This window comes from Caballeronia sp. INML3B (assembly GCF_023631305.1).
Lineage (GTDB): Bacteria > Pseudomonadota > Gammaproteobacteria > Burkholderiales > Burkholderiaceae > Caballeronia > Caballeronia turbans.
In genome coordinates this window covers 132,698-151,751 of the sequence record NZ_JALQDI010000051.1, presented here as the reverse complement: position 1 = coordinate 151,751, position 19,054 = coordinate 132,698, and the positions used below count along the sequence as shown (strand labels likewise).

Below are 19,054 nucleotides of genomic sequence, written 5' to 3'. Positions count from 1 at the left end.
TGAATTGAACGACGGACGCCCGCAACGGCTCGTCCAATGATCGGAGGCTTGCGCATCGGGCGCCTGATCGCCGATGAAGCCGATCGCCTCGATGCGGATCTCATCGTGCTCACGATCAGACGTCAAGAATCCTGAGGCGTTGCAACGCTTCGATTTGGGTCTGAAGATTGCGCCCGCGATTCTTGCGGCATAGCGCTTGTGCCGACGACACATCGCCTTGCCGCAACGCGTTGACGATTGCGCGCAGTTCCCGCGCTTGCGATTCGTCGAGTTCAATCAGCCGCAGCGTCAATTCCCGCACGCGGCGCACCTGTTCCGAGCATGGGCGCGCACGCGGGACGGCATCACGATGAACTCGCCGTGGATCGTGTGTTCATCGGTTCATGAACGAACAGCCGTATCGAGGACTTGCGCACGGCCGCGCACATCGTCGATGGCCGTCATCGACGCGCCGGAAAGCATCGAGCATATGCGCGAGCTCACGCGGCGTCTGAAGCCGCTCGGCAAGCCGATTCTCTTCAATCAGGCCCTTACCGGAAAGAGTCCTTGTGTCTCGATGAAAGACGCCTACGAAATGGGCTTCGATTACACGTTGAGCCCCATCGAACCGATGCTCGCGACGCACAAGGCGGTGAAGGACATGCTCGACGTGTTCGTACGGGAAGGTTCGACCGATGCCATCGCCGATCGTCTGACGCCGTTCGAGGAGTACAACCGCTTTGTCGGGCTTGCAACCGAAATAGCGGGCGTGATCGCCTTCCGTTGCGAATAGAGAAGAGGTGTGTAAATCGATGGATAACGGCGCGCCCGATCCGAAGCCGGCGCAGGGCTTGTGGGGTGTCAATAGTCAAGTAAAGACTTCGTAAGCGCAGCAAGTCTCGGCGCTATACTGACCATCCCTCCACCGCATCCCGATCCGCAGGACCATCCGGCGGCGCACGTCCAAAAATTGGCTGAACACGATCTCGCAAAACTCAAAATCGACCGGGGACCGTCCGGGACGATGCCGCGGCGCCGGCGCAACTGGCTTCGATACGCGGTCATCGTCGCGATCCTGATCGCGCTCGCCGCCGTCGCGTTTCGTCTCGCCGGCCCGCAGGCCGTGGAGACCGCCACGGTCACATCCGTGTATCCGTCGCAGAGCTATACGCTGCTGAACGCTACGGGCTATGTCGTGCCGCAGCGCAAGGCGGCGGTCGCGTCGAAGGGGCAAGGGCGCGTCGAATGGCTCGGCGTGCTCGAAGGCACGCCCGTGAAGGAAGGTCAGATCATCGCGCGGCTCGAGAGCAATGACGTGGCCGCGTCGCTCGCGCAGGCACAGGCACAGGTCAAGGTTGCGCGGGCCAATCTGGAGCTTCAGCGCGCCGAGCTGAAGAACGCGGAAGTCGATCTCGCTCGTTACAAGATCCTCGCCCCGCAAGGGGCCATTCCCGCGACGCAATACGACGCCGCGCTCGCCCGCTACGACAAGGCGAGAGCGTCCATCAACAGCGACGAAGCCGCGATCGTTTCGGCCCAGGCCAACGCGCAGGCCGCGCAAGTGGCCGTCGATCAGACTGTGATCCGCGCGCCTTTCGACGGCGTCGTGCTGGAGAAACACGCGAATGTCGGCGACAACATCACGCCTTTCTCGTCGGCGTCGGATAGCAAGGGCGCGGTCGTGACCATCGCCGACATGAAAACGCTCGAAGTCGAAGCCGATGTCGCCGAGTCGAACATCTCGCGCATCGCCGTCGAGCAACCGTGCGAAATCCAGCTCGACGCGCTGCCCGACGTGCGCTTCGCGGGCCGCGTGTCGCGCATCGTGCCGACGGTCGATCGTTCCAAAGCCACCGTGCTCGTGAAAGTGCGCTTCGTCGAGCGCGACGCGCGCGTGCTGCCCGATATGTCCGCGAAGGTCGCGTTCCTGTCGAAGCCCGTGCCGCCGGAGGACAAGAAGGCGGTCGTCGCCGTGCAGCCGGCGGCTGTCGTCACGCGCGACGGCAAGAAGGTGGTCTTCATCGTCGAGCGCGACACCGCGCGCGAAGTGCCCGTGACGACGGGCGAGCGCATCGGCGATCTGCTGGCCGTGCAGGGCGTGAAGCCCGGCGATGTGCTCGTCCTCGCGCCCGGCGACAAGATCAGGGACGGCGCGAAAGTCACGCTGGCGAAGAAATAGCGTGAGCACGACGCCTCTCGTTCAGATCAGCCACGTCGTCAAGTCGTACCGGCGCGGCGTGCAGACGGTGCCGGTGCTGACCGACATCACGCTATCCATCGCGGAAGGAAATTTCGTCGCGCTGATGGGGCCATCGGGTTCGGGCAAGAGCACGCTGCTCAACCTGATCGCGGGCATCGACCGGCCCGATAGCGGCGAGCTGCTCGTCGGCGGACTCGATATCACGCGACTGCCCGAAGCCGCGCTCGCGGACTGGCGCGCGGCGAACGTCGGCTTCATCTTTCAGTTCTATAACCTGATGCCGGTGCTGTCCGCATTCGAGAACGTCGAATTGCCGTTGATGCTGACGCGCCTCACGCGCCAGGAGCGGCGCGAGCGCGTCGCGATGGTCCTCGACATGGTCAACATGGCGGACCGCATGAGCCACTATCCATCGGAGCTCTCGGGCGGGCAGCAGCAGCGCGTCGCGATTGCGCGGGCGCTGATCACTGACCCGAAGCTGATCGTCGCCGACGAACCGACCGGCGATCTCGACCGCAACTCCGCCGCCGATGTCCTCACGATGCTGCAACGCCTGAACGACAAGCTCGGCAAGACCATCATCATGGTGACGCACGATGCTCACGCCGCGGGCGCGGCGAAGGCGCTCGTGCATCTGGAGAAGGGGGAACTGATCGATGGAACCGCGCGCTAGACCATCATGTTCGTGCTCAAGCTGATCCTGCGCAACGCGCTGCGGCACAAGCTGCGCACCACGCTGACGGTGCTCGGTCTCACGATCGCCGTGCTCGCTTACGGCCTGCTGCACACGGTCGTGGACGCGTGGTACGCGGGCGCGGCGGCGGCATCGAATGCGCGGCTCGTCACGCGCAATGCGATCTCGCTCGTGTTTCCCTTGCCGCTCGCATACGAGAACCGCATCCGCGGCGTCGATGGCGTGACGCTCGTGGCACGTTCGAACTGGTTCGGCGGCGTCTATCGCGACCCGAAGAACTTCTTCGCGCAGTTCGCCGTGTCCGACAATTATCTCGATCTCTATCCCGAGTTCATCGTTCCGGATCAGCAACGCGCCGATTATCAGCGCGATCGCAAGGGCGCGCTCATCGGCCGGCAACTCGCGGATCAATATGGCTTCAAGGTCGGCGACGTCATTCCGCTCAAGGGCACGATCTATCCGGGAACATGGGACTTCGTCGTGCGCGGCATCATGGAAGGCCGCGAGGAATCGACGATCACGCGGCAACTCATCTTTCACTACGACTATTTGAACGAGACGATCCGCAAGACGACCAAACGCACCGTGGATCAGGTCGGCGTGTATGTGGTCGGCATTCGTGACCCGGACGAAGCCGCGGCCGTCTCGCGCAACATCGACAGCGTCTTCAAGAACTCGCTTGCCGAAACGCTCACCGAAACGGAGCAGGCGTTCCAACTCGGCTTCGTCGCCATGTCCAATCAGATCATTGCGGCGATACGCGTCGTGTCGTACGTGGTCATCCTCATCATCATGGCGGTGATGGCGAACGCAATGGCGATGAGCGCGCGTGAGCGCATCACCGAATACGCGACGCTGAAGGCGCTCGGCTTCGGTCCTGGCTTCCTGTCGATGCTCGTGTTCGGCGAATCGATGGCGATCTGCGCGATCGGCGGCGGCATCGGCATTCTGGCGACGCCGCCAATGGCCGAAGTCTTCAAGCGCGCGACGGGCGGCGTGTTTCCGGTCTTCATGGTGTCGCACGAGACCATGCTGTTGCAGGCCGCGTGCGCGTTCGCCGTGGCGATGGCGGCGGCGATCGTGCCGGCGGTGCAGGCGAGCCGCGTGCGCATTGTCGAAGGCCTTCGGGCGATCGGCTGAGGACGCGCGATGGCCATTCCCGTTTCCTACGTCGCACGCAATCTCTGGGCGCGCCGGCTCACGACGATGCTGACCGCGGGCGGTCTCGCGCTCGTCGTGTTCGTGTTCGCGACCGTGCTGATGCTCGACGCGGGCCTCAAGAAGACGCTCGTCTCGACCGGTGAAGCGGACAATGTCGTCGTGATCCGCAAGGGCGCGGAAACGGAGATCCAGAGCGCGATCGACCGCAATCAGGCGAACGTGATGCAGATGCATCCATCGGTCGCGATGAACGGCGACGGCGAGCCGCTCGCATCGAAGGAAACCGTGGTGCTGATTTCGCTCACCAAGCTCGGCTCGAACACGCCCGCGAACGTCGTGATCCGCGGCGTGTCGCCGATGGGCGTGCAACTGCGTCCGCAAGTGAAGCTCACGGCGGGGCGCATGTTCAGGCGCGGGTCGTCGGAGATCATCGTCGGGAGCAGCATCGCGAAGGGATTCGGCGGCACGCGCATCGGCGATCATCTGCGCTTCGCGCAGCGCGACTGGACCGTCGTGGGTCACTTCGATGCGGGCGGCAGTGGTTTCGATTCGGAAATCTGGGGCGACGTCGATCAGTTGATGCAGTCGTTCCGGCGCACGAGCTTTTCGTCGATGGTCGTGCGGCTCGCGCGCAGCGATGCGTTCGAGCGCTTCAAAGCCGATATCGACGTGGACCCGCGTCTCGCCGACGAGGCGAAGCGCGAGCAGGTCTTCTACGGCGATCAGTCGAAGGCGCTGTCGACGTTCATCAATATCCTCGGCTTCACGCTGTCGATTATCTTTTCTATCGCCGCGATGATCGGCGCGATGATCACGATGTACGCGTCGGTGGCCAATCGCGTCGCGGAGATCGGCACGTTGCGCGCGCTCGGCTTCAAGCGCTTCGACGTGCTCGGCGCGTTCCTGCTCGAAGCGTTGCTGCTCGGGCTGGTCGGCGGTGTGGCGGGGCTGTGCTGCGCGGCGCTGATGCAGTTCGCTTCGTTCTCGACCACGAATTTCCAGACCTTCGCGGACCTCTCATTCCGATTCATGCTGACGCCTTCGGTCATCGCGAGGACGCTCGGCTTCTCGCTCGTGATGGGACTGGTCGGCGGCTTCCTGCCGGCGTTGCGGGCTTCGAGGATGAACATCGTCGACGCCTTGCGGGCGCGATGATTCAGTTTCCCCGAACGGTCGATGCAGAACTATTGAATTTTCAGCATTCATAGTGCGGCGTAGAGTGGTGCTGGCTCAACCGGCTTTCGAAGGAGAATCCTCATGCCGCTCGTCAGAATCTCGCTCGTGAAGGGCAAACCGCGCGATCATATCCGCGCGATCTCGAACAGCGTCCACGAGGCGCTCGTCGAAGCGTTCAAGGTGCCGGCCGACGACCGCTTCCAGCTGATACAGGAGCACGACCGCGACGACTTCATTTACGATCCCGGGTATCTCGGGGTCGAGCGTAGCGATGACCTCGTGTTCATTCACATCACCGCGAGCGACTGGCGCGACACGGCGACGAAGAAGACGTTCTACACGACATTGGCGGCGAAGCTCGCGAGATCGCCGGGCTTGCGTCCCGAGGACGTGCTGATCGTGCTTGCGCCGAATCGCCGTGAGGACTGGTCGTTCGGACGCGGACTCGCACAATATGTGGAGGACGCGGCCTGAGAAGAAACCGCGAAGGAGGCAGACCCGTGATCAACCCGACGATCCTGAAAGGCGCGTGCCATTGCGGTGCGGTGGTCTTCGAAGTCGAGACGCCGGCCGAGCCGGCCGTGCGCTGCAATTGCAGCCTGTGCCGGCGGCGCGGCGCGGTAATGTCGCCGCCGTTCCCCAGGGACAAACTGCGCATCCTTTCAGGCGAAAGCGAACTCACGCTCTATCAGTTCAATACGCAAGTCGCAAAACATTTCTTCTGCAAGCACTGTGGAATTTACACGTTCCATCAGACGCGCTCGAATCCCGACAACTGGCGCGTGAACCTCGGCTGCATCGATGGCGTCGATGCCTATTCGATCGAGGCGCCCGTCGCGGACGGCGCGAGCCACTCGGTCGTCGGAAAACCATAGCGGCGCGGCCGTGTGAGTGAAGTCGCCGGGAACGCCGCATGCTATATCGCGGCACCCACAAGCCGTTCGCGTGCGATGCGTCGAAGCGCAACCGAGTTTGCAGACGAACGGCGTTCGATAACGACACTCACATGGTGCGCCGTCATGGTCAAGAAAACCTCGAACGAACCCGACGCAGTACGCCGCCGCCTGCTTGCCGCACTCGCCAGCACCGCCATGCTGTCCGCCTGCGGTGGCGGCAGCGACGACGACTCCGGCACTGTCACGCCGAAGAGTCCCATCGGCGACATTCCGCCCGATCGCGCAAATCTGCCGCGCCCCGCGTTGCCCGCGCCGGCGACATCGGGCATCGATCACATCGTGCTCGTCACGATGGAGAACCGCTCCTTCGACCACCTGCTCGGCTGGGTGCCGGGCGTCGAGGGCGTGCAGGCGGGCAGGCAGTTCACCGATGCATTCGGCGAGGCGCATCCGACGTTTTCGCTGTCGGCCAACGCGGCCTATGGTTTTCAGGGCTGCCAGTTCGCGGACCCGGATCACGAATACGACGCAGGGCGCACGCATCTCGCGAACGGCGCGATGAACGGCTTCCTGCTCACGCCCGACACGAACAAGACGCGCGGCGATCTGCTGCCGATCGGTTACTTCACGGGCAGCGATCTCGACTTCTATCGCCAGGCGGTGACGCAATACACCGTCTGCGACTACTACATGAGCGGCATTCTCGCCGACACGTTTCCGAACCGGGTCTATCTGCATAGCGGCGAGACCGATCGCCTGAGCGACACGCTCGACACCTCGTCGCTATCGACGATCTGGGATCGCCTCGACGCGAAGAACGTCTCGTCGAAGTACTACTTCCACGACGTGCCGTTCACGGCGCTTTACGGAACGCGCTATGTCGATCGCTCGAAGCTCTTTGCCGACTTCCTGACCGATGCGGCCAGCGGCAATCTGCCGTCGTTCTGCATGGTCGATCCGAGCTTCGGCGGCGAGGCGAACGGCACCTCGAACGACGATCATCCGCATGCAGATGTGCGCAATGGCCAGGCGCTGCTCTCGCAAATCTATGAAGCGCTGCGCACGAGCCCGAACTGGAGCACGACGCTCATGATCGTCGTTTATGACGAGTGGGGCGGCTTCTTCGAGCATGTCGCGCCGCCGGTCAGGCCGGTGTCGTCGGCGGAGCAGGCACTCGGCAACGATGGACGCCTCGGTTTTCGCGTGCCGTGCATGCTGCTCGGGCCGCGCGTGCGCGCAAACAACGTGGCGCGCTATCCCTTCGATCCGAGCTCGATTCATCAACTGCTCGCGTGGCGCTTCGGGCTCGATCCGCTGGGCCCGCGAGCGAGCGATCCGGCCACGTTCAACATGGCTTATGCACTCGATCTGAGCGACGCGCCGCGCACGGATGCGCCCGCCCTGACGGTGGCGCAAGGGCCGTACGGCCTGCAATGCTCGACCACGCCGGTGACCGGAACGGGCCTCGGCACCGTCGACAAATCGCAGGCAGCGGAAGGCGCATCGCAGACGCCGACGCCGGGCGGCCGCTTCGCCGACTTACGCGCCAAGGCGATCGCGTCGGGATTTCCTTCACGATGACGCGGCCCCGGGGCCTCTCGCGCGCGGCGCTGTTCACGCGCTAAAGAGGCCGTTCGAACCCGAGCGTCATACGCACTGAAACTCGATAGACGCCGCTTGTCTTCAGCGCACGCGACTTCGCGTGCGCTTCGCCCGCTTCGATCCCATCAATATACGAACGCATACCTGAACTCGATGTTTATTTGAGCCGTGTCGTGGATCTACGCGAAACACCGCCTCATGCAATCGACATTGCGATTCAGGGCGCATGCAATTTCAAAAAGCGCAGCAATGCGATGCTTTGACGAAAGGGCGCGGGTCCAGTAACTTGTCGCTCACGCGGGCTTATAGCGCTAACCTGCACAACCGGATGAGGAACACGGCCATGACCCGTCTGACTCGAAAGATCGCGTGCCTCGCCGCGCTTGCATTGCTCTCCACGTCACTCGCGCTTGCCTGCACGCGCGCACTGTATGTCGGCGACAAGGGCCTCGTGATAACAGGCCGGTCGATGGACTGGTCCGAGGACATGCGCTCGAACCTCTGGGTGATGCCCGCAGGCATCGAGCGCGATGGCAATGCGGGGCCGCGCTCGATCAAATGGAAATCGAAGTACGGCAGCGTGGTGGTGTCGGGCTATGAGATCGGCACGGTCGACGGCATGAACGAGCGCGGACTCGTCGCCAATGCGCTTTATCTCGCGGAAACCGATTACGGCAAGCCCGATCCGAAGCGCGATCCGATGTCGATTAGCCTGTGGGCGCAATACGCGCTCGATAACTTCGCGACCGTCGGGCAGGCGGTGTATGTGCTGTCGCGCGAGCCGTTCCAGATCATCGCGCCGCCGCTGCCCAACGGCAAGCCGCTGACGATTCATCTCTCCTTGTCGGATGCGCGCGGCGATTCTGCCATCTTCGAATACATCAACGGCAAGCTGATCATCCATCAGGGCAAGAAGTACAAGGTGATGACCAACTCGCCGATCTACGATGAACAACTTGCGATCGATACGTATTGGAAGAGCGTGGGCGGCGTGGGCTTCCTGCCCGGCACGAACCGCGCCGCGGACCGCTTCGTGCGCGCATCCTTCCTGCTCGATGCGATCCCGAAGCAGGCCGATCCGAACTACATGGCGGGCGTGCCGCAGCAGTCGTATGCGTTTCAGGCAGTCGCGAGCGTGATGAGCGTGATGCGTTCGGTGAGCGTGCCACTCGGCATCAGCACGCCGGAGCGGCCCAATCTATCGTCGACGATATGGCGTACCGTGTCGGATCAGCAGAACCTGATCTATTACTTCGATTCCGCGACGCGGCCCGATACGTTCTGGGTCTCGCTGAAAAAACTCAACCTGAATCCCGGCGCGCCGGTGATGAAGCTGACCATCGATGCGGGGCAGGTTTTTTCTGGCGAGACAGCGGGAAGTTTCGTCGCCACACAGCCGTTCGCGTTCATGCCTGCGAAGGCGCCCTGAGGCCACGTTCGCAGCCGCGTTGCACCGTTTCGACAAGAAACGAGGCATCGATTTCGCCTGCGCAGGTAAAATAGTGTCCTTTTGCCCCCGGTGATACTGTGCAAGGCATGAAGCGCACGGCATTCAGCGGCCCGGCGCTCGTTCGGCTGCTGGCACATTTTGCCGATCTCGAAGTTCACGAACCCGCTCAATCGCTCGCGGACCGTCTGAGTCAATGGCTCGGCTGGACCGACGCGATCGCGCTGTCCACCGCGCTTGCGACCGATCCGCCCGCCATGTCCGGCGCGCGATCCGCCCCTCGCGACGTGGAAGAAGAGTGCGCGCGCGTGCGGACCTCTCTCGCCGGCGCGTTCGCGCGCGACGAAGCGGCTGCGCGCCGCAGGCATCGTGCGCCCGTGCAGCCTTCGCCGGACGAGCCGCTCATCGATTATGCGGAGTTTCGCCAGCGTTACGTGTCGCTGCAACAGGCGATGGAATCCGACATCGGCGCGCTGCGTACGCGTTTGAGATCGATGCTCGCGGCCAGATCGCCGGACATGGCGCGCCTCGCGGTCGTCGATGCCGTCATGGAACAGGCGCTGAGCGCGCGCGAGCGCGGTCTGCTCGCCAACGTGCCCGCATTGCTCGGCAAGCATTTCGAGCGCCTGAAGAGCGCTCACGCGTCACTGGAGACATCCGCGGCCCACACCTGGCTCGACGTGTTTCGCAAGGATCTGCAAAGCGTGTTGCTCGCCGAACTCGATGTTCGTTTCCAACCGATCGAAGGCTTGCTCGCGGCTCTTCGCCCCCGCTAACTGGCTCGCTATGCCCCGAAATCTTTTGAATATCGCTGTCTTCTCGATTGGCCTCGCCGCGGTTTTGGGCATCGGCATTGCGTATATCGCGTCGAACGCGATTGCGTTCGCCGTGACGGTCGTGATCGCCGGATGCTATCTCGCGGGCGCGGCGGAATTACGCCGCTATCAACAGATCACCGTCTCGCTCGAACAGCGCATCACGCAACTTGCGAGCGCGCCGCGCAGCCTCGCCGTGTGGCTCGACAGCCTGCATCCGAGCTTGCGCCATGCCGTGCGCCTGCGCATCGAAGGCGAGCGCGCGGCGTTGCCCGGTCCGGTGCTCGCGCCGTATCTCGTCGGCCTGCTCGTGTTGCTCGGCATGCTGGGCACGCTGCTCGGCATGGTCGCGACGCTGCGCGGCACCGGCACGGCGTTGCAAAGCGCATCGGATCTGACGGCCATCCGCGCGTCCCTTTCCGCGCCGGTCACGGGTCTCGGCTTCGCATTCGGCACGTCGATCGCGGGCGTCGCGACCTCCGCGATGCTCGGCCTGCTGTCGGCGCTGTGCCGCCGTGAACGCCTGCATGTCACGCAGCAGCTCGACGTGAAAATCGCAACGACGCTGCGCGCCTTCACGCAAGCGCATCAACGCGAGGAGACGTTCAAGCTGCTGCAGCTTCAGACCGAATTGATGCCGAAGCTCGTCGATCGTCTTCAGTCGATGACGATGGCAATCGAGCAGCAGAGCCTCGCGGCGAGCGAACGCCAGATCGCCAGTCAGGATGCGTTCCATGCGAAGGCGGAGACGTCGTATCGGCGTTTGGCTACATCGGTAGAGTTGTCGCTGAAGCAGAGCGTCGCCGATAGCGCGCGTGCCGCGAGCGCCGCGTTGCAGCCCGTCATGCAGGCGACGATGGACGGCATCGCGCGCGAAGTCACTTCGCTGCACGGGAGCGTCGAGCAAGCGGTCGCGCGTCAATTGGAAGGCTTGGCTAGCGGCTTCGAGGCATCGTCGGTGAAGGTCGCGGAGATCTGGAACGCATCGCTTTCGAAGCACGCGCAATCGAGCGCGGCGCTCGTCGATGAGATGGGCGGATCGCTCGATCGCTTCGCGCTTGCGTTCGATCAGCGTGCGGCGAATCTCGTCGAAGGCGTGTCTGCGCACATGGATCGCGTGTCGGGCGGACTCGAATCGTCGGTTGCGAAGCATGCACAATCGAGCGATGCGCTCGTCGCACGCATGGATGCATCGCTCGCGCAATTCGCACAGACCTTCGAAGCGCGTTCATCCGGTTTGATCGATGCTGTTGCAGCGCGCCTGGAAAACGCGACGGGCAGCATGTCGCAAACATGGCGCGATGCGCTCGCGCAACATGCGCGCGCCAGCGAGCAAACCGCCGCGCAGAACGAGAACGCATTGACGACTGCAGCGGCCAGCTTCGAGCGGCACGCGGCATCGCTCGTGCAATCGGTCGATCGATCGCATGCGGACTTGCGCGCGGAACTCGCGCAGCACGGCGAAGCGCGTCTCGCGGCATGGAGCGGTGCGCTCGACACGATGGCGGCCTCGTTGCGGGAGCAATGGCAGGACACGAGCGCGGTGGCGGCGAATCGTCAGAAAGAGATTTGCGACGCGCTCGCGCAAACCGCGCACGACATGTCCGCGCAATCGCAGGCACACGCGAGCGCGACCATCGCGGAGATCGAGCGGCTCGTTCAGGCGGCATCGGAAGCACCGAAGGCCGCAGCGGAAGTCGTCGCCGAAATGCGCCAGAAGCTTTCCGATTCGATGGTCCGCGACACCGCGATGCTCGACGAGCGCAGCCGTCTGCTCGCCACGGTCGAAACACTGCTCGATGCCGTGAATCACGCATCGAACGAGCAGCGCGCCGCGATCGACGCACTGGTCGATACATCGGCGACGCTGCTCGAGCGCGTCGGCGCACAGTTCACCGGCACGGTCGAAGCCGAAGCCGGCAAGCTCGGCGCGATGGCCGCGCAAGTGGCGACGAGCGCGGTCGAAATGGCGAGCCTCTCGGACGCGTTCGGTGCGGCCGTGCAGTCCTTCGGCGAATCGAACGACAAGCTCGTCGCGCATCTCGAACGTATCGAAAGCGCACTCGACAAATCGCTGGCACGCAGCGACGAACAGCTCGCGTATTACGTCGCGCAGGCGAAGGAAGTCATCGATCTGAGCATGATGTCGCAGAAGCAGATCGTCGAGGACTTGCAGCACATCGCGGGACAGCGCGCGGCCGGAGCGCGGGCGGCATGAACGAGGAAATCGACGGCGGCGCGGAACACGCCGCGCCGATCTGGCCGGCGTTCGCCGATTTGATGTCCGTGCTGCTGGGTGCGTTCGTGCTGATACTCGTCGGCGTGATTGGCGTGCAATTGCAGCTCGAGAACAAGCTCGACGAGGAGGTGAAGCATCGCCAGGAAGAAACGCAGCGCCGCCAGACGCTGGAACAGGCGCTCGCGGGGCCGCTCGCATCGGGACGCGTGACGCTCGTGAACGGGCGCATCGGCATCAGCGGCAGCGTGCTCTTCGCGCTCAATTCCGATCAGTTGCAGCCGCAGGGCCGCGATGTGTTGAAGAGCCTGGCCGCGCCGCTCGGCGCCTATCTGCATGCGCATGAGGAGATCCTCATGGTCAGCGGTTTCGCCGACGATCAACAAGTGCACGAAGGCAACCGGCGCTTCGCGGATAACTGGGAGCTTTCCGCGAAACGCGCGTTGACCGTGACACGCGCTTTGATCGATGCGGGCGTGCCTTCTTCGTCGGTGTTCGCTGCGGCGTTCGGGTCGGAGCAGCCCGTGAGTTCGAACGCCGATGAAGTCGGGCGCGCGAAAAATCGTCGCGTCGAGATTTCAGCCGTGCCGCGGCCCGCGGATGGCGCGGTGAAGGCTCATGAATAACGCAGCGTCGGCACGTGCGATGCTCGACGCATGGCGCGCGAACGGCGACGATCGCGCGAATCCCGTGCGCTTTCATCTCATCGATGCGCTCGCCAAACGCGCGGCGGCTTACGACGGCGAGACGCGCCGCAAGCTCGATGCGCGCCTCGCGCAGTTGCTCGATGCTTATCGCACCGATATCGAGCGTGCCGCATTGCACCGCACCGCAACTCACGATGCCGACGAACGCGGACCGCTTGCTGCGCTGGTCGATGACATCGCGAAGCCGTCTTCGAAGCACGCGACATCGCACGCCGAGTTGCTCGAATACTTTCGCGCGGTGTGGTCGAAAGTCAGCGCGGAAAAGCAGTTGCGCGATTCGCTCGCGCACGTTCCGAGGAATGCGGGACCGCTCAATTCGAGCAGCCTCGTACATCGTTCGTTGTCGCTCATGCGCGAAGTATCGCCGGGTTATTTCCAGCAATTCCTCGCCTATGCCGACGCGCTTTCGTGGATGGAAGAAATGAACGGGCCCGGCGTGATCGTCGCGAAAGAGGCGGCGGGCGCGAAGAAGGGCGGACGAAAGAAGAAGTGAACAAGCGCCGCGCGTTTCATCGAACTGCGCGGCGCTCGTCCATCAGGCGAGCCAGCCCTTGATGGTGGCCGACATCACATTGGTCGAAATGCCATAGCGGTCGTGCAGCGTAGGCAGCGCGCCCGCATCGAGGAACGCATCGGGCAGCGCGATCTGACGATACGTTGGCGTTACGCCTGCGGTCAGCAGCGCCGTCGCCACTGCTTCGCCCAATCCGCCGATCGTCGTGTGATTTTCTGCTACCACCACGAGACGTCCCGAACGCTTCGCTTCGCGGATGATCGTTTCCGTATCGAGTGGCTTGATCGTCGGCACGTGGAGCACGGCGACATCGACGTTGTCGGCTTGCAATGCCTTGGCGGTTTCGAGCGCACGCATCGTCAGAATGCCGGACGAGATGATGAGCACATCGCGGCCATCGCGAAGCAGCTTCGCCTTGCCCAATTCGAACTGGTAATCGTATTCGTCGAGCACGGCGGGCACGTTGCCGCGAAGAAGGCGCGCATACACCGGCCCTTTGTGCGCGGCGATGGCGGGCACCATCTGCTCGATATCGAGCGCATCGCACGGGTCGATCACGGTCATGTTCGGCATTGCGCGCATCAAGGCGAGATCTTCGGCGGCCTGATGGCTCGGACCGTAGCCTGTCGTGAGACCGGGCAGCGCGGCGACGATCTTCACGTCGAGATTGTCTTCGGCGATCGTCTGGTGGATGAAGTCATACGCACGGCGCGTCGCGAACACGGCATAGGTCGTGACGAACGGCTGCGCGCCTTCATGCGCGAAGCCCGCCGCTGCACCCATCAACAATTGCTCGGCCATGCCCATCTGGTAATAGCGCTCGGGAAACTCCTTCGCGAAAATATGCAAGTCCGTGTACTTGCCGAGGTCGGCCGTCATGCCGATGACGTTCGTCTTCGTGCCCGCCAGTTCGACCAGCGCATTACCGAAAGGCGCGGACCGGGTGACCTGTCCTTCGCTTGCAATCGACGCGATCATCGCGGAAGTTTTCAGACGGGTGCTCATGCTTGTCTCCCTGCTTCGAGTGCCTGAAGCGCCAGTTGCCATTCATCGGCATCGACGCGGATAAAGTGATTTTTCTCGCGTTGTTCGAGGAACGGCACGCCGCAGCCCATCTTCGTATCGCATACGATGATGCGCGGCTTCGCGTCCTTCAGATTGCGTGCGTTGTCGAAGGCCTGCTTCACGGCGTCGATATCGTTGCCGTCGATGCGCTGCACGTACCAGCCAAACGCTTCGAGCTTTTCGACGAGCGGCTCGAACGCCATGATCTGCGTCGAGGGGCCATCGGCTTGCTGATTGTTCACGTCGACCATCGCGATGAGGTTGTCGAGCTTCCAGTGCGCAGCGGACATGAGGCCTTCCCAGATCGCGCCTTCATCGAGTTCTCCATCGGAGAAAAGCGTGTAGACGAAGGACTTCGAGCCTTTGCTCTTGAGGCCAAGGCATCGGCCCACGGCGATCGTGAGTCCTTGCCCGAGCGATCCGCCCGACATCTCCATGCCGGGCGTGTAGCTCGCCATGCCGGACATCGGCAGACGGCTGTCGTCGCTGCCATAGGTTTCGAGTTCTTCCTGGGGCAGGATGCCCGCTTCGAAAAGCGCGGCGTACAGCGCGATTGCATAGTGACCGTTCGAGAGCAGGAAGCGGTCGCGCTCTTCCCAGTCGGGATCTTCAGGGCGGTAGTTCATCGCGCCGAAGTAGGCGACGGCCAGCACATCGGCGATGTCGAGCGCCTGGCCGATATAACCCTGGCCCTGCACTTCGCCCATCAGCAGGGCGTTACGACGGATACGGTAGGCGCGCTCGGCGAGCGTCACCTCCTCGATGACGGGGGTATTCATGTGTTGTCTCCTTGATTGAAGCTGAAATCAGCGATTGACGGTTTTGGCGGGCACGAAGAACACGAGCACCGCGCCCAGCACGATCGCCACAGAAATGAAGATCAGGCCCGCCGTCGATTTGCCGGTGAAGTCGTTGAGCCAGCCGACGATCGCTGGCGAGAAGAAGCCCGCGAGATTGGCGAAGCAGTTGACCGCGGCGATGCCCGCCGCTGCCGACATGCCACCGAGCACCGCGGTAGGCAGCGACCAGAATTGCGACGACGAAGCGAGAATGCCGGCCGCCGCAATACTCACGCAGACGATCGAGGCGCCTACGCTGCCGAGCATCGGCAAGGTGGCGAAGCCGGCTGCGGACACGAGCATCGGAATCGCGAGATGCAGGCGGCGTTCGCGGCGCTTGTCGGCGCTCGCACCGATCAGCGGCAGCGCGATGATCGCGCAGAGATACGGAATCGCGGTGAGAATGCCGACCCACAGCGGGTCCGCTACACCGGTGCGACGCACGATCGTCGGCAGCCAGAAGGTAAGTCCGTACTGACCGAGCACGACGCAGAAGTAGATCGCGGCCATGAGCCACAGACGACGATCGCGGATGAATGCGCCGATCGATACATGCTTCACCGTTTGGGCGTTGTCCTTTTCGACATTGCGCTTGAGCAAGGCCTTTTCCTTGTCGGTAAGCCACTTCGCGCCGGCGATGCCGTTGTCGAGATAGAACAGGATCGCGACACCGAGGAAAAGCGAGGGCAGCGCTTCGAGCATGAAGAGCCACTTCCATCCGGCGAGCCCGTGCATGCCCTGGAACGCGTGCATGATGTAGCCGGAGAGCGGACCGCCGACGATACCCGCGAGCGGAATTGCCATGAAGAAAAGCGAGAGCGCCTTGGCGCGCCGCGCTGCGGGAAACCAGTACGTGAGATAGAGAATCACGCCGGGCGCGAAGCCCGCTTCGGCGACACCGAGCAGAAAGCGCAGGATATAGAACGTAGTCGGTGACTTGACGAAGACGAAGCTCGCGGAGATCACGGCCCACGTCAGCATGATGCGCGCGAGCCAGTTGCGCGCGCCCACTTTATGCAGGATGACGTTGCTGGGCACTTCGAACAGGAAGTAGCCGAGGAAGAAGATGCCCGCGCCGATGCCGTAGATGGTTTCGGAGAAGCGCAGATCGTTGAGCATCTGCAGCTTGGCGAAGCCGACGTTCACACGGTCGAGATACGCGCCGAGATAACACAGCATCAGGAAGGGGATGAGGCGGCGTCCGACCTTGGCGTAGGTCTTCGCCTCGAAGCTGCCTGCATCTTCGGACGATGCGAATTCAGCCGTTGCCGCCGATGCGGCGAGTTTGGATTTCATAGATGTCTCCAGCCATGTTATGACGCCCCGGTTATCCGGGTGCGCTATTGCGTGCGATCAATGAATCAGCATGCCGCCATTCACATCGAGCGTCACGCCAGTGAGATACGACGACAGGCCGCTCGCAAGAAACAGGCATGCATTGGCGATATCCGCCGCATCGCCGAGACGCGCGAGCGGAATGCCCTTGATGATGTCCGCGCGCATGTCCGGCGTGAGCTTGTCGCCAGTGATATCGGTTTGAATCAGGCCGGGCGTGATCGAATTCACGCGGATGCCATCGCCGCCGAATTCGCGCGCCATCGCCTTGGCGAGACCGAGCACGCCTGCCTTCGCCGCGCTGTAATGCGGTCCGCCGAAAATGCCGCCGCCACGTTGCGCCGACACCGACGACATGCACACGATGCTGCCGCTCTTCTGCTTCTTCATCTGCGGAATGACGGCCTGTGACATGTAGAGCGTGCCGCGCAGATTCACGTCGATAACCGCGTTGAAGTTATCCGCGCTGATCTCCAGCGTCTTGATCGGCTGCGTGATGCCGGCGTTGTTGATGAGCACGTCGATGCGCCCGTATTTGTCGATCGCCGCTCGGGCGGCCGCGACGCACGCGGCCTTGTCGGTGACATCGCAGGCGAGGCCGAGATGACCTTCGCCCAGATCGTTCGCGGCGCTTTGCGCGTCCGCTTCCTTCAGGTCCAGCACTACGATGCGCGCGCCCTGCGCGGCGAGCGCCTTTGCCGTTGCCTTGCCGATGCCGCGAGCCGAAGCCGCGCCTGTGACGATCACTACCTGGTTGTCGAGCAACATCGTTGTCTCCGTTGGTTGTCTGGTGTAGGCGCAGTTTCTTCGCCTTTGACCTGACGATCAACGCAGTTTGGTTCAACTGTTGCTGAGAAATTTTCAGGTGTCGCCGCGACGCCCGATTTGCTGATCCATCCACAGCAGAAACTTGGCCACGCGCGGCAATCCGGCGTTCTGACTCGGGTAAACCAGATGATGCGCGTCGACTTCAACCGCGTATTCCTTGCCGAACACGGGCACGAGTGAGCCGCGTTCGAGATGACCGGACGCGAGCATCGTGCTTTCCAGCGCGATGCCATGACCGAGCGCGGCCGCTTCGAGCGACATGTACGAGCGGTCGAAGGAGAAATCGAACGCTTTGCGCTTCACCGCCACGCCGAACTTGCCGAACCATTGCTGCCACTGGACGAGCGGCGATTCGGAAAAGATCAGGCGACGGTTGAGCAGATCCTCGGGTGAAGAAACAGGAAAGCGTTCGAGATACGTGCGCGAAGCGAGCGGGGCGATGGTCTCATGACGCAGGGTCTTCACTTCGACATCGGTCCAGTGTGCGTAGCCGTGACGCACGTCGATATCGTAGTAACCCGAGGTGAACGACACATTCTCATATGAGCACGCGAGATTCATCTGAATATCGCCGTTCGCTTCCTGAAATGCGGCGAGACGCGGCAGCAACCACATCAGACCGAAGCTCGGGCTCGAATGAATCCGCAATATCTCGACCGACGTTTCGCTCGACGCGCGCTCGGTTGCGCGGTTCAGCTCGGCGAGCGCGCCGGTGACGTCCGAGAGATATTGCGAGCCGGTCGGCGTGAGCACGAGGCCGCGGCCCAGGCGCGTGAACAACGGGCGCCCGACGATGCTTTCCAGATTCGCCAACTGATGGCTGACGGCGGAGGGCGTGAGGCCGAGCTCGTCGGCGGCGCGGTTCACGCTCTTCGTTCGCGCGACGCTTTCGAACGCGATGATGGATTTCAGCGGAGGCAGGCGCATGGGTGCTTATTTCGGCTCTTTCGGCACACGCCCCATCAAGAAGAACTCATCGTTGGGGCGCATCGAAATCACGTTCGCCATGCGATTCGACAAACCGAAGAACGCCGTGATAGCCGCGATATCCCATGCGTCTTCATCGCTGAAACCATGCGCTTGCAGGGCGGCGAAATCGGTGTCGTCCACGGAGCCCGACGCGCGACATACCTTTAACGCGAAATCGAGCATGGCCTTCTGACGCGGCGTGATGTCCGCCTTGCGATGATTCACCGCGACCTGATCCGCGACGAGCGGGTTCTTTTCATAGATCCGCAGAATCGCGCCGTGTGCGACGACGCAATAGAGGCAATCGTTCACCGCGCTCGTCGCGACGACGATCATCTCGCGCTCGCCTTTGGTGAGGCCACCGTCCTTCAGCATCAGCGCATCGTGATAGGCGAAGAACGCGCGGAACTCGTCGGGACGATGGGCGAGCGTGAGGAACACGTTCGGCACGAAGCCCGCCTTTTCCTGCACGTCGAGAATGCGGGCGCGGATATCGTCCGGCCAGTCTTGCGGATCGGGAACGGGATAGCGGCTGATGGGCTTTGGCGTCATGACGTCCTCGAAGACCTGGATGGAACGCTCATTGTAGAG

Annotated in this window: 19 protein-coding genes; 13 read left to right on the top strand and 6 right to left on the bottom strand. The window is 62.9% G+C overall.

Annotated features, from left to right (window positions below):
* Positions 1-217: 217 nt before the first annotated feature.
* From NCS58_RS23465 to NCS58_RS23405, 13 genes are all read left to right on the top strand, one after another.
* Positions 218-772, top strand: a complete 555-nt coding sequence (locus tag NCS58_RS23465) for a hypothetical protein (RefSeq protein WP_250477690.1) — start codon at positions 218-220, stop codon at positions 770-772.
* Between the two features lie 231 nt (positions 773-1,003).
* On the top strand, positions 1,004-2,158 hold the full coding sequence (locus tag NCS58_RS23460) for an efflux RND transporter periplasmic adaptor subunit (protein WP_250477689.1): 1,155 nt from the start codon (positions 1,004-1,006) through the stop codon (positions 2,156-2,158).
* A gap of 1 nt (position 2,159) precedes the next feature.
* Entirely contained in the window at positions 2,160-2,852 is a 693-nt protein-coding gene (locus NCS58_RS23455) for an ABC transporter ATP-binding protein (protein WP_061117149.1), read from the top strand.
* A 6-nt stretch (positions 2,853-2,858) separates the two neighbouring features.
* Positions 2,859-4,013, top strand: a complete 1,155-nt coding sequence (locus NCS58_RS23450) for an ABC transporter permease (RefSeq protein ID WP_061117148.1) — start codon at positions 2,859-2,861, stop codon at positions 4,011-4,013.
* 9 nt (positions 4,014-4,022) lie between these two features.
* The gene (locus NCS58_RS23445; protein WP_061117147.1) at positions 4,023-5,189 is read left to right on the top strand and encodes an ABC transporter permease; all 1,167 of its coding nucleotides are present in this window, start codon (positions 4,023-4,025) and stop codon (positions 5,187-5,189) included.
* Positions 5,190-5,291: 102 nt separating this feature from the next.
* Positions 5,292-5,684: a tautomerase family protein gene (locus NCS58_RS23440; RefSeq protein ID WP_061117146.1), complete on the top strand. Its 393-nt coding sequence runs from the start codon at positions 5,292-5,294 to the stop codon at positions 5,682-5,684.
* A gap of 29 nt (positions 5,685-5,713) precedes the next feature.
* Complete coding sequence (locus tag NCS58_RS23435) at positions 5,714-6,085, top strand: GFA family protein (protein WP_061117277.1); 372 nt, start codon at positions 5,714-5,716, stop codon at positions 6,083-6,085.
* A 144-nt stretch (positions 6,086-6,229) separates the two neighbouring features.
* On the top strand, positions 6,230-7,687 hold the full coding sequence (locus NCS58_RS23430; RefSeq protein WP_061117145.1) for an alkaline phosphatase family protein: 1,458 nt from the start codon (positions 6,230-6,232) through the stop codon (positions 7,685-7,687).
* 364 nt (positions 7,688-8,051) lie between these two features.
* The gene (locus tag NCS58_RS23425; protein ID WP_061117144.1) at positions 8,052-9,137 is read left to right on the top strand and encodes a linear amide C-N hydrolase; all 1,086 of its coding nucleotides are present in this window, start codon (positions 8,052-8,054) and stop codon (positions 9,135-9,137) included.
* A 107-nt stretch (positions 9,138-9,244) separates the two neighbouring features.
* Positions 9,245-9,931, top strand: a complete 687-nt coding sequence (locus NCS58_RS23420; protein ID WP_061117143.1) for a DUF3348 domain-containing protein — start codon at positions 9,245-9,247, stop codon at positions 9,929-9,931.
* Positions 9,932-9,941: 10 nt separating this feature from the next.
* Positions 9,942-12,188 (top strand): DUF802 domain-containing protein, encoded by a 2,247-nt coding sequence (locus NCS58_RS23415; RefSeq protein WP_061117142.1) that lies wholly within the window; start codon positions 9,942-9,944, stop codon positions 12,186-12,188.
* Positions 12,185-12,832 (top strand): OmpA family protein, encoded by a 648-nt coding sequence (locus NCS58_RS23410; protein WP_061117141.1) that lies wholly within the window; start codon positions 12,185-12,187, stop codon positions 12,830-12,832. The genes NCS58_RS23415 and NCS58_RS23410 overlap by 4 nt, the downstream gene beginning before the upstream one ends.
* Positions 12,825-13,406, top strand: a complete 582-nt coding sequence (locus NCS58_RS23405) for a DUF2894 domain-containing protein (RefSeq protein WP_061117140.1) — start codon at positions 12,825-12,827, stop codon at positions 13,404-13,406. Before NCS58_RS23410 ends, NCS58_RS23405 begins: the two co-directional genes overlap by 8 nt.
* A gap of 42 nt (positions 13,407-13,448) precedes the next feature.
* On the opposite strand, the gene NCS58_RS23400 is transcribed toward NCS58_RS23405, so the two are convergent.
* The 6 genes from NCS58_RS23400 to NCS58_RS23375 form a co-directional block, all read right to left on the bottom strand.
* Positions 13,449-14,432, bottom strand: a complete 984-nt coding sequence (locus tag NCS58_RS23400; protein ID WP_061117139.1) for a transketolase family protein — start codon at positions 14,430-14,432, stop codon at positions 13,449-13,451.
* Complete coding sequence (locus NCS58_RS23395) at positions 14,429-15,271, bottom strand: transketolase (protein WP_061117138.1); 843 nt, start codon at positions 15,269-15,271, stop codon at positions 14,429-14,431. Before NCS58_RS23395 ends, NCS58_RS23400 begins: the two co-directional genes overlap by 4 nt.
* A 27-nt stretch (positions 15,272-15,298) precedes the next feature.
* Positions 15,299-16,627 (bottom strand): MFS transporter, encoded by a 1,329-nt coding sequence (locus NCS58_RS23390; RefSeq protein WP_061117137.1) that lies wholly within the window; start codon positions 16,625-16,627, stop codon positions 15,299-15,301.
* Positions 16,628-16,684: 57 nt separating this feature from the next.
* Complete coding sequence (locus NCS58_RS23385; protein WP_061117136.1) at positions 16,685-17,434, bottom strand: SDR family NAD(P)-dependent oxidoreductase; 750 nt, start codon at positions 17,432-17,434, stop codon at positions 16,685-16,687.
* 93 nt (positions 17,435-17,527) lie between these two features.
* Positions 17,528-18,421: a LysR substrate-binding domain-containing protein gene (locus tag NCS58_RS23380; RefSeq protein WP_061117135.1), complete on the bottom strand. Its 894-nt coding sequence runs from the start codon at positions 18,419-18,421 to the stop codon at positions 17,528-17,530.
* 6 nt (positions 18,422-18,427) lie between these two features.
* Positions 18,428-19,015 carry a peroxidase-related enzyme gene (locus NCS58_RS23375; RefSeq protein WP_061117134.1) on the bottom strand — a complete coding sequence of 196 codons (588 nt, stop codon included), beginning with the start codon at positions 19,013-19,015 and terminating at the stop codon, positions 18,428-18,430.
* Positions 19,016-19,054: the final 39 nt, after the last annotated feature.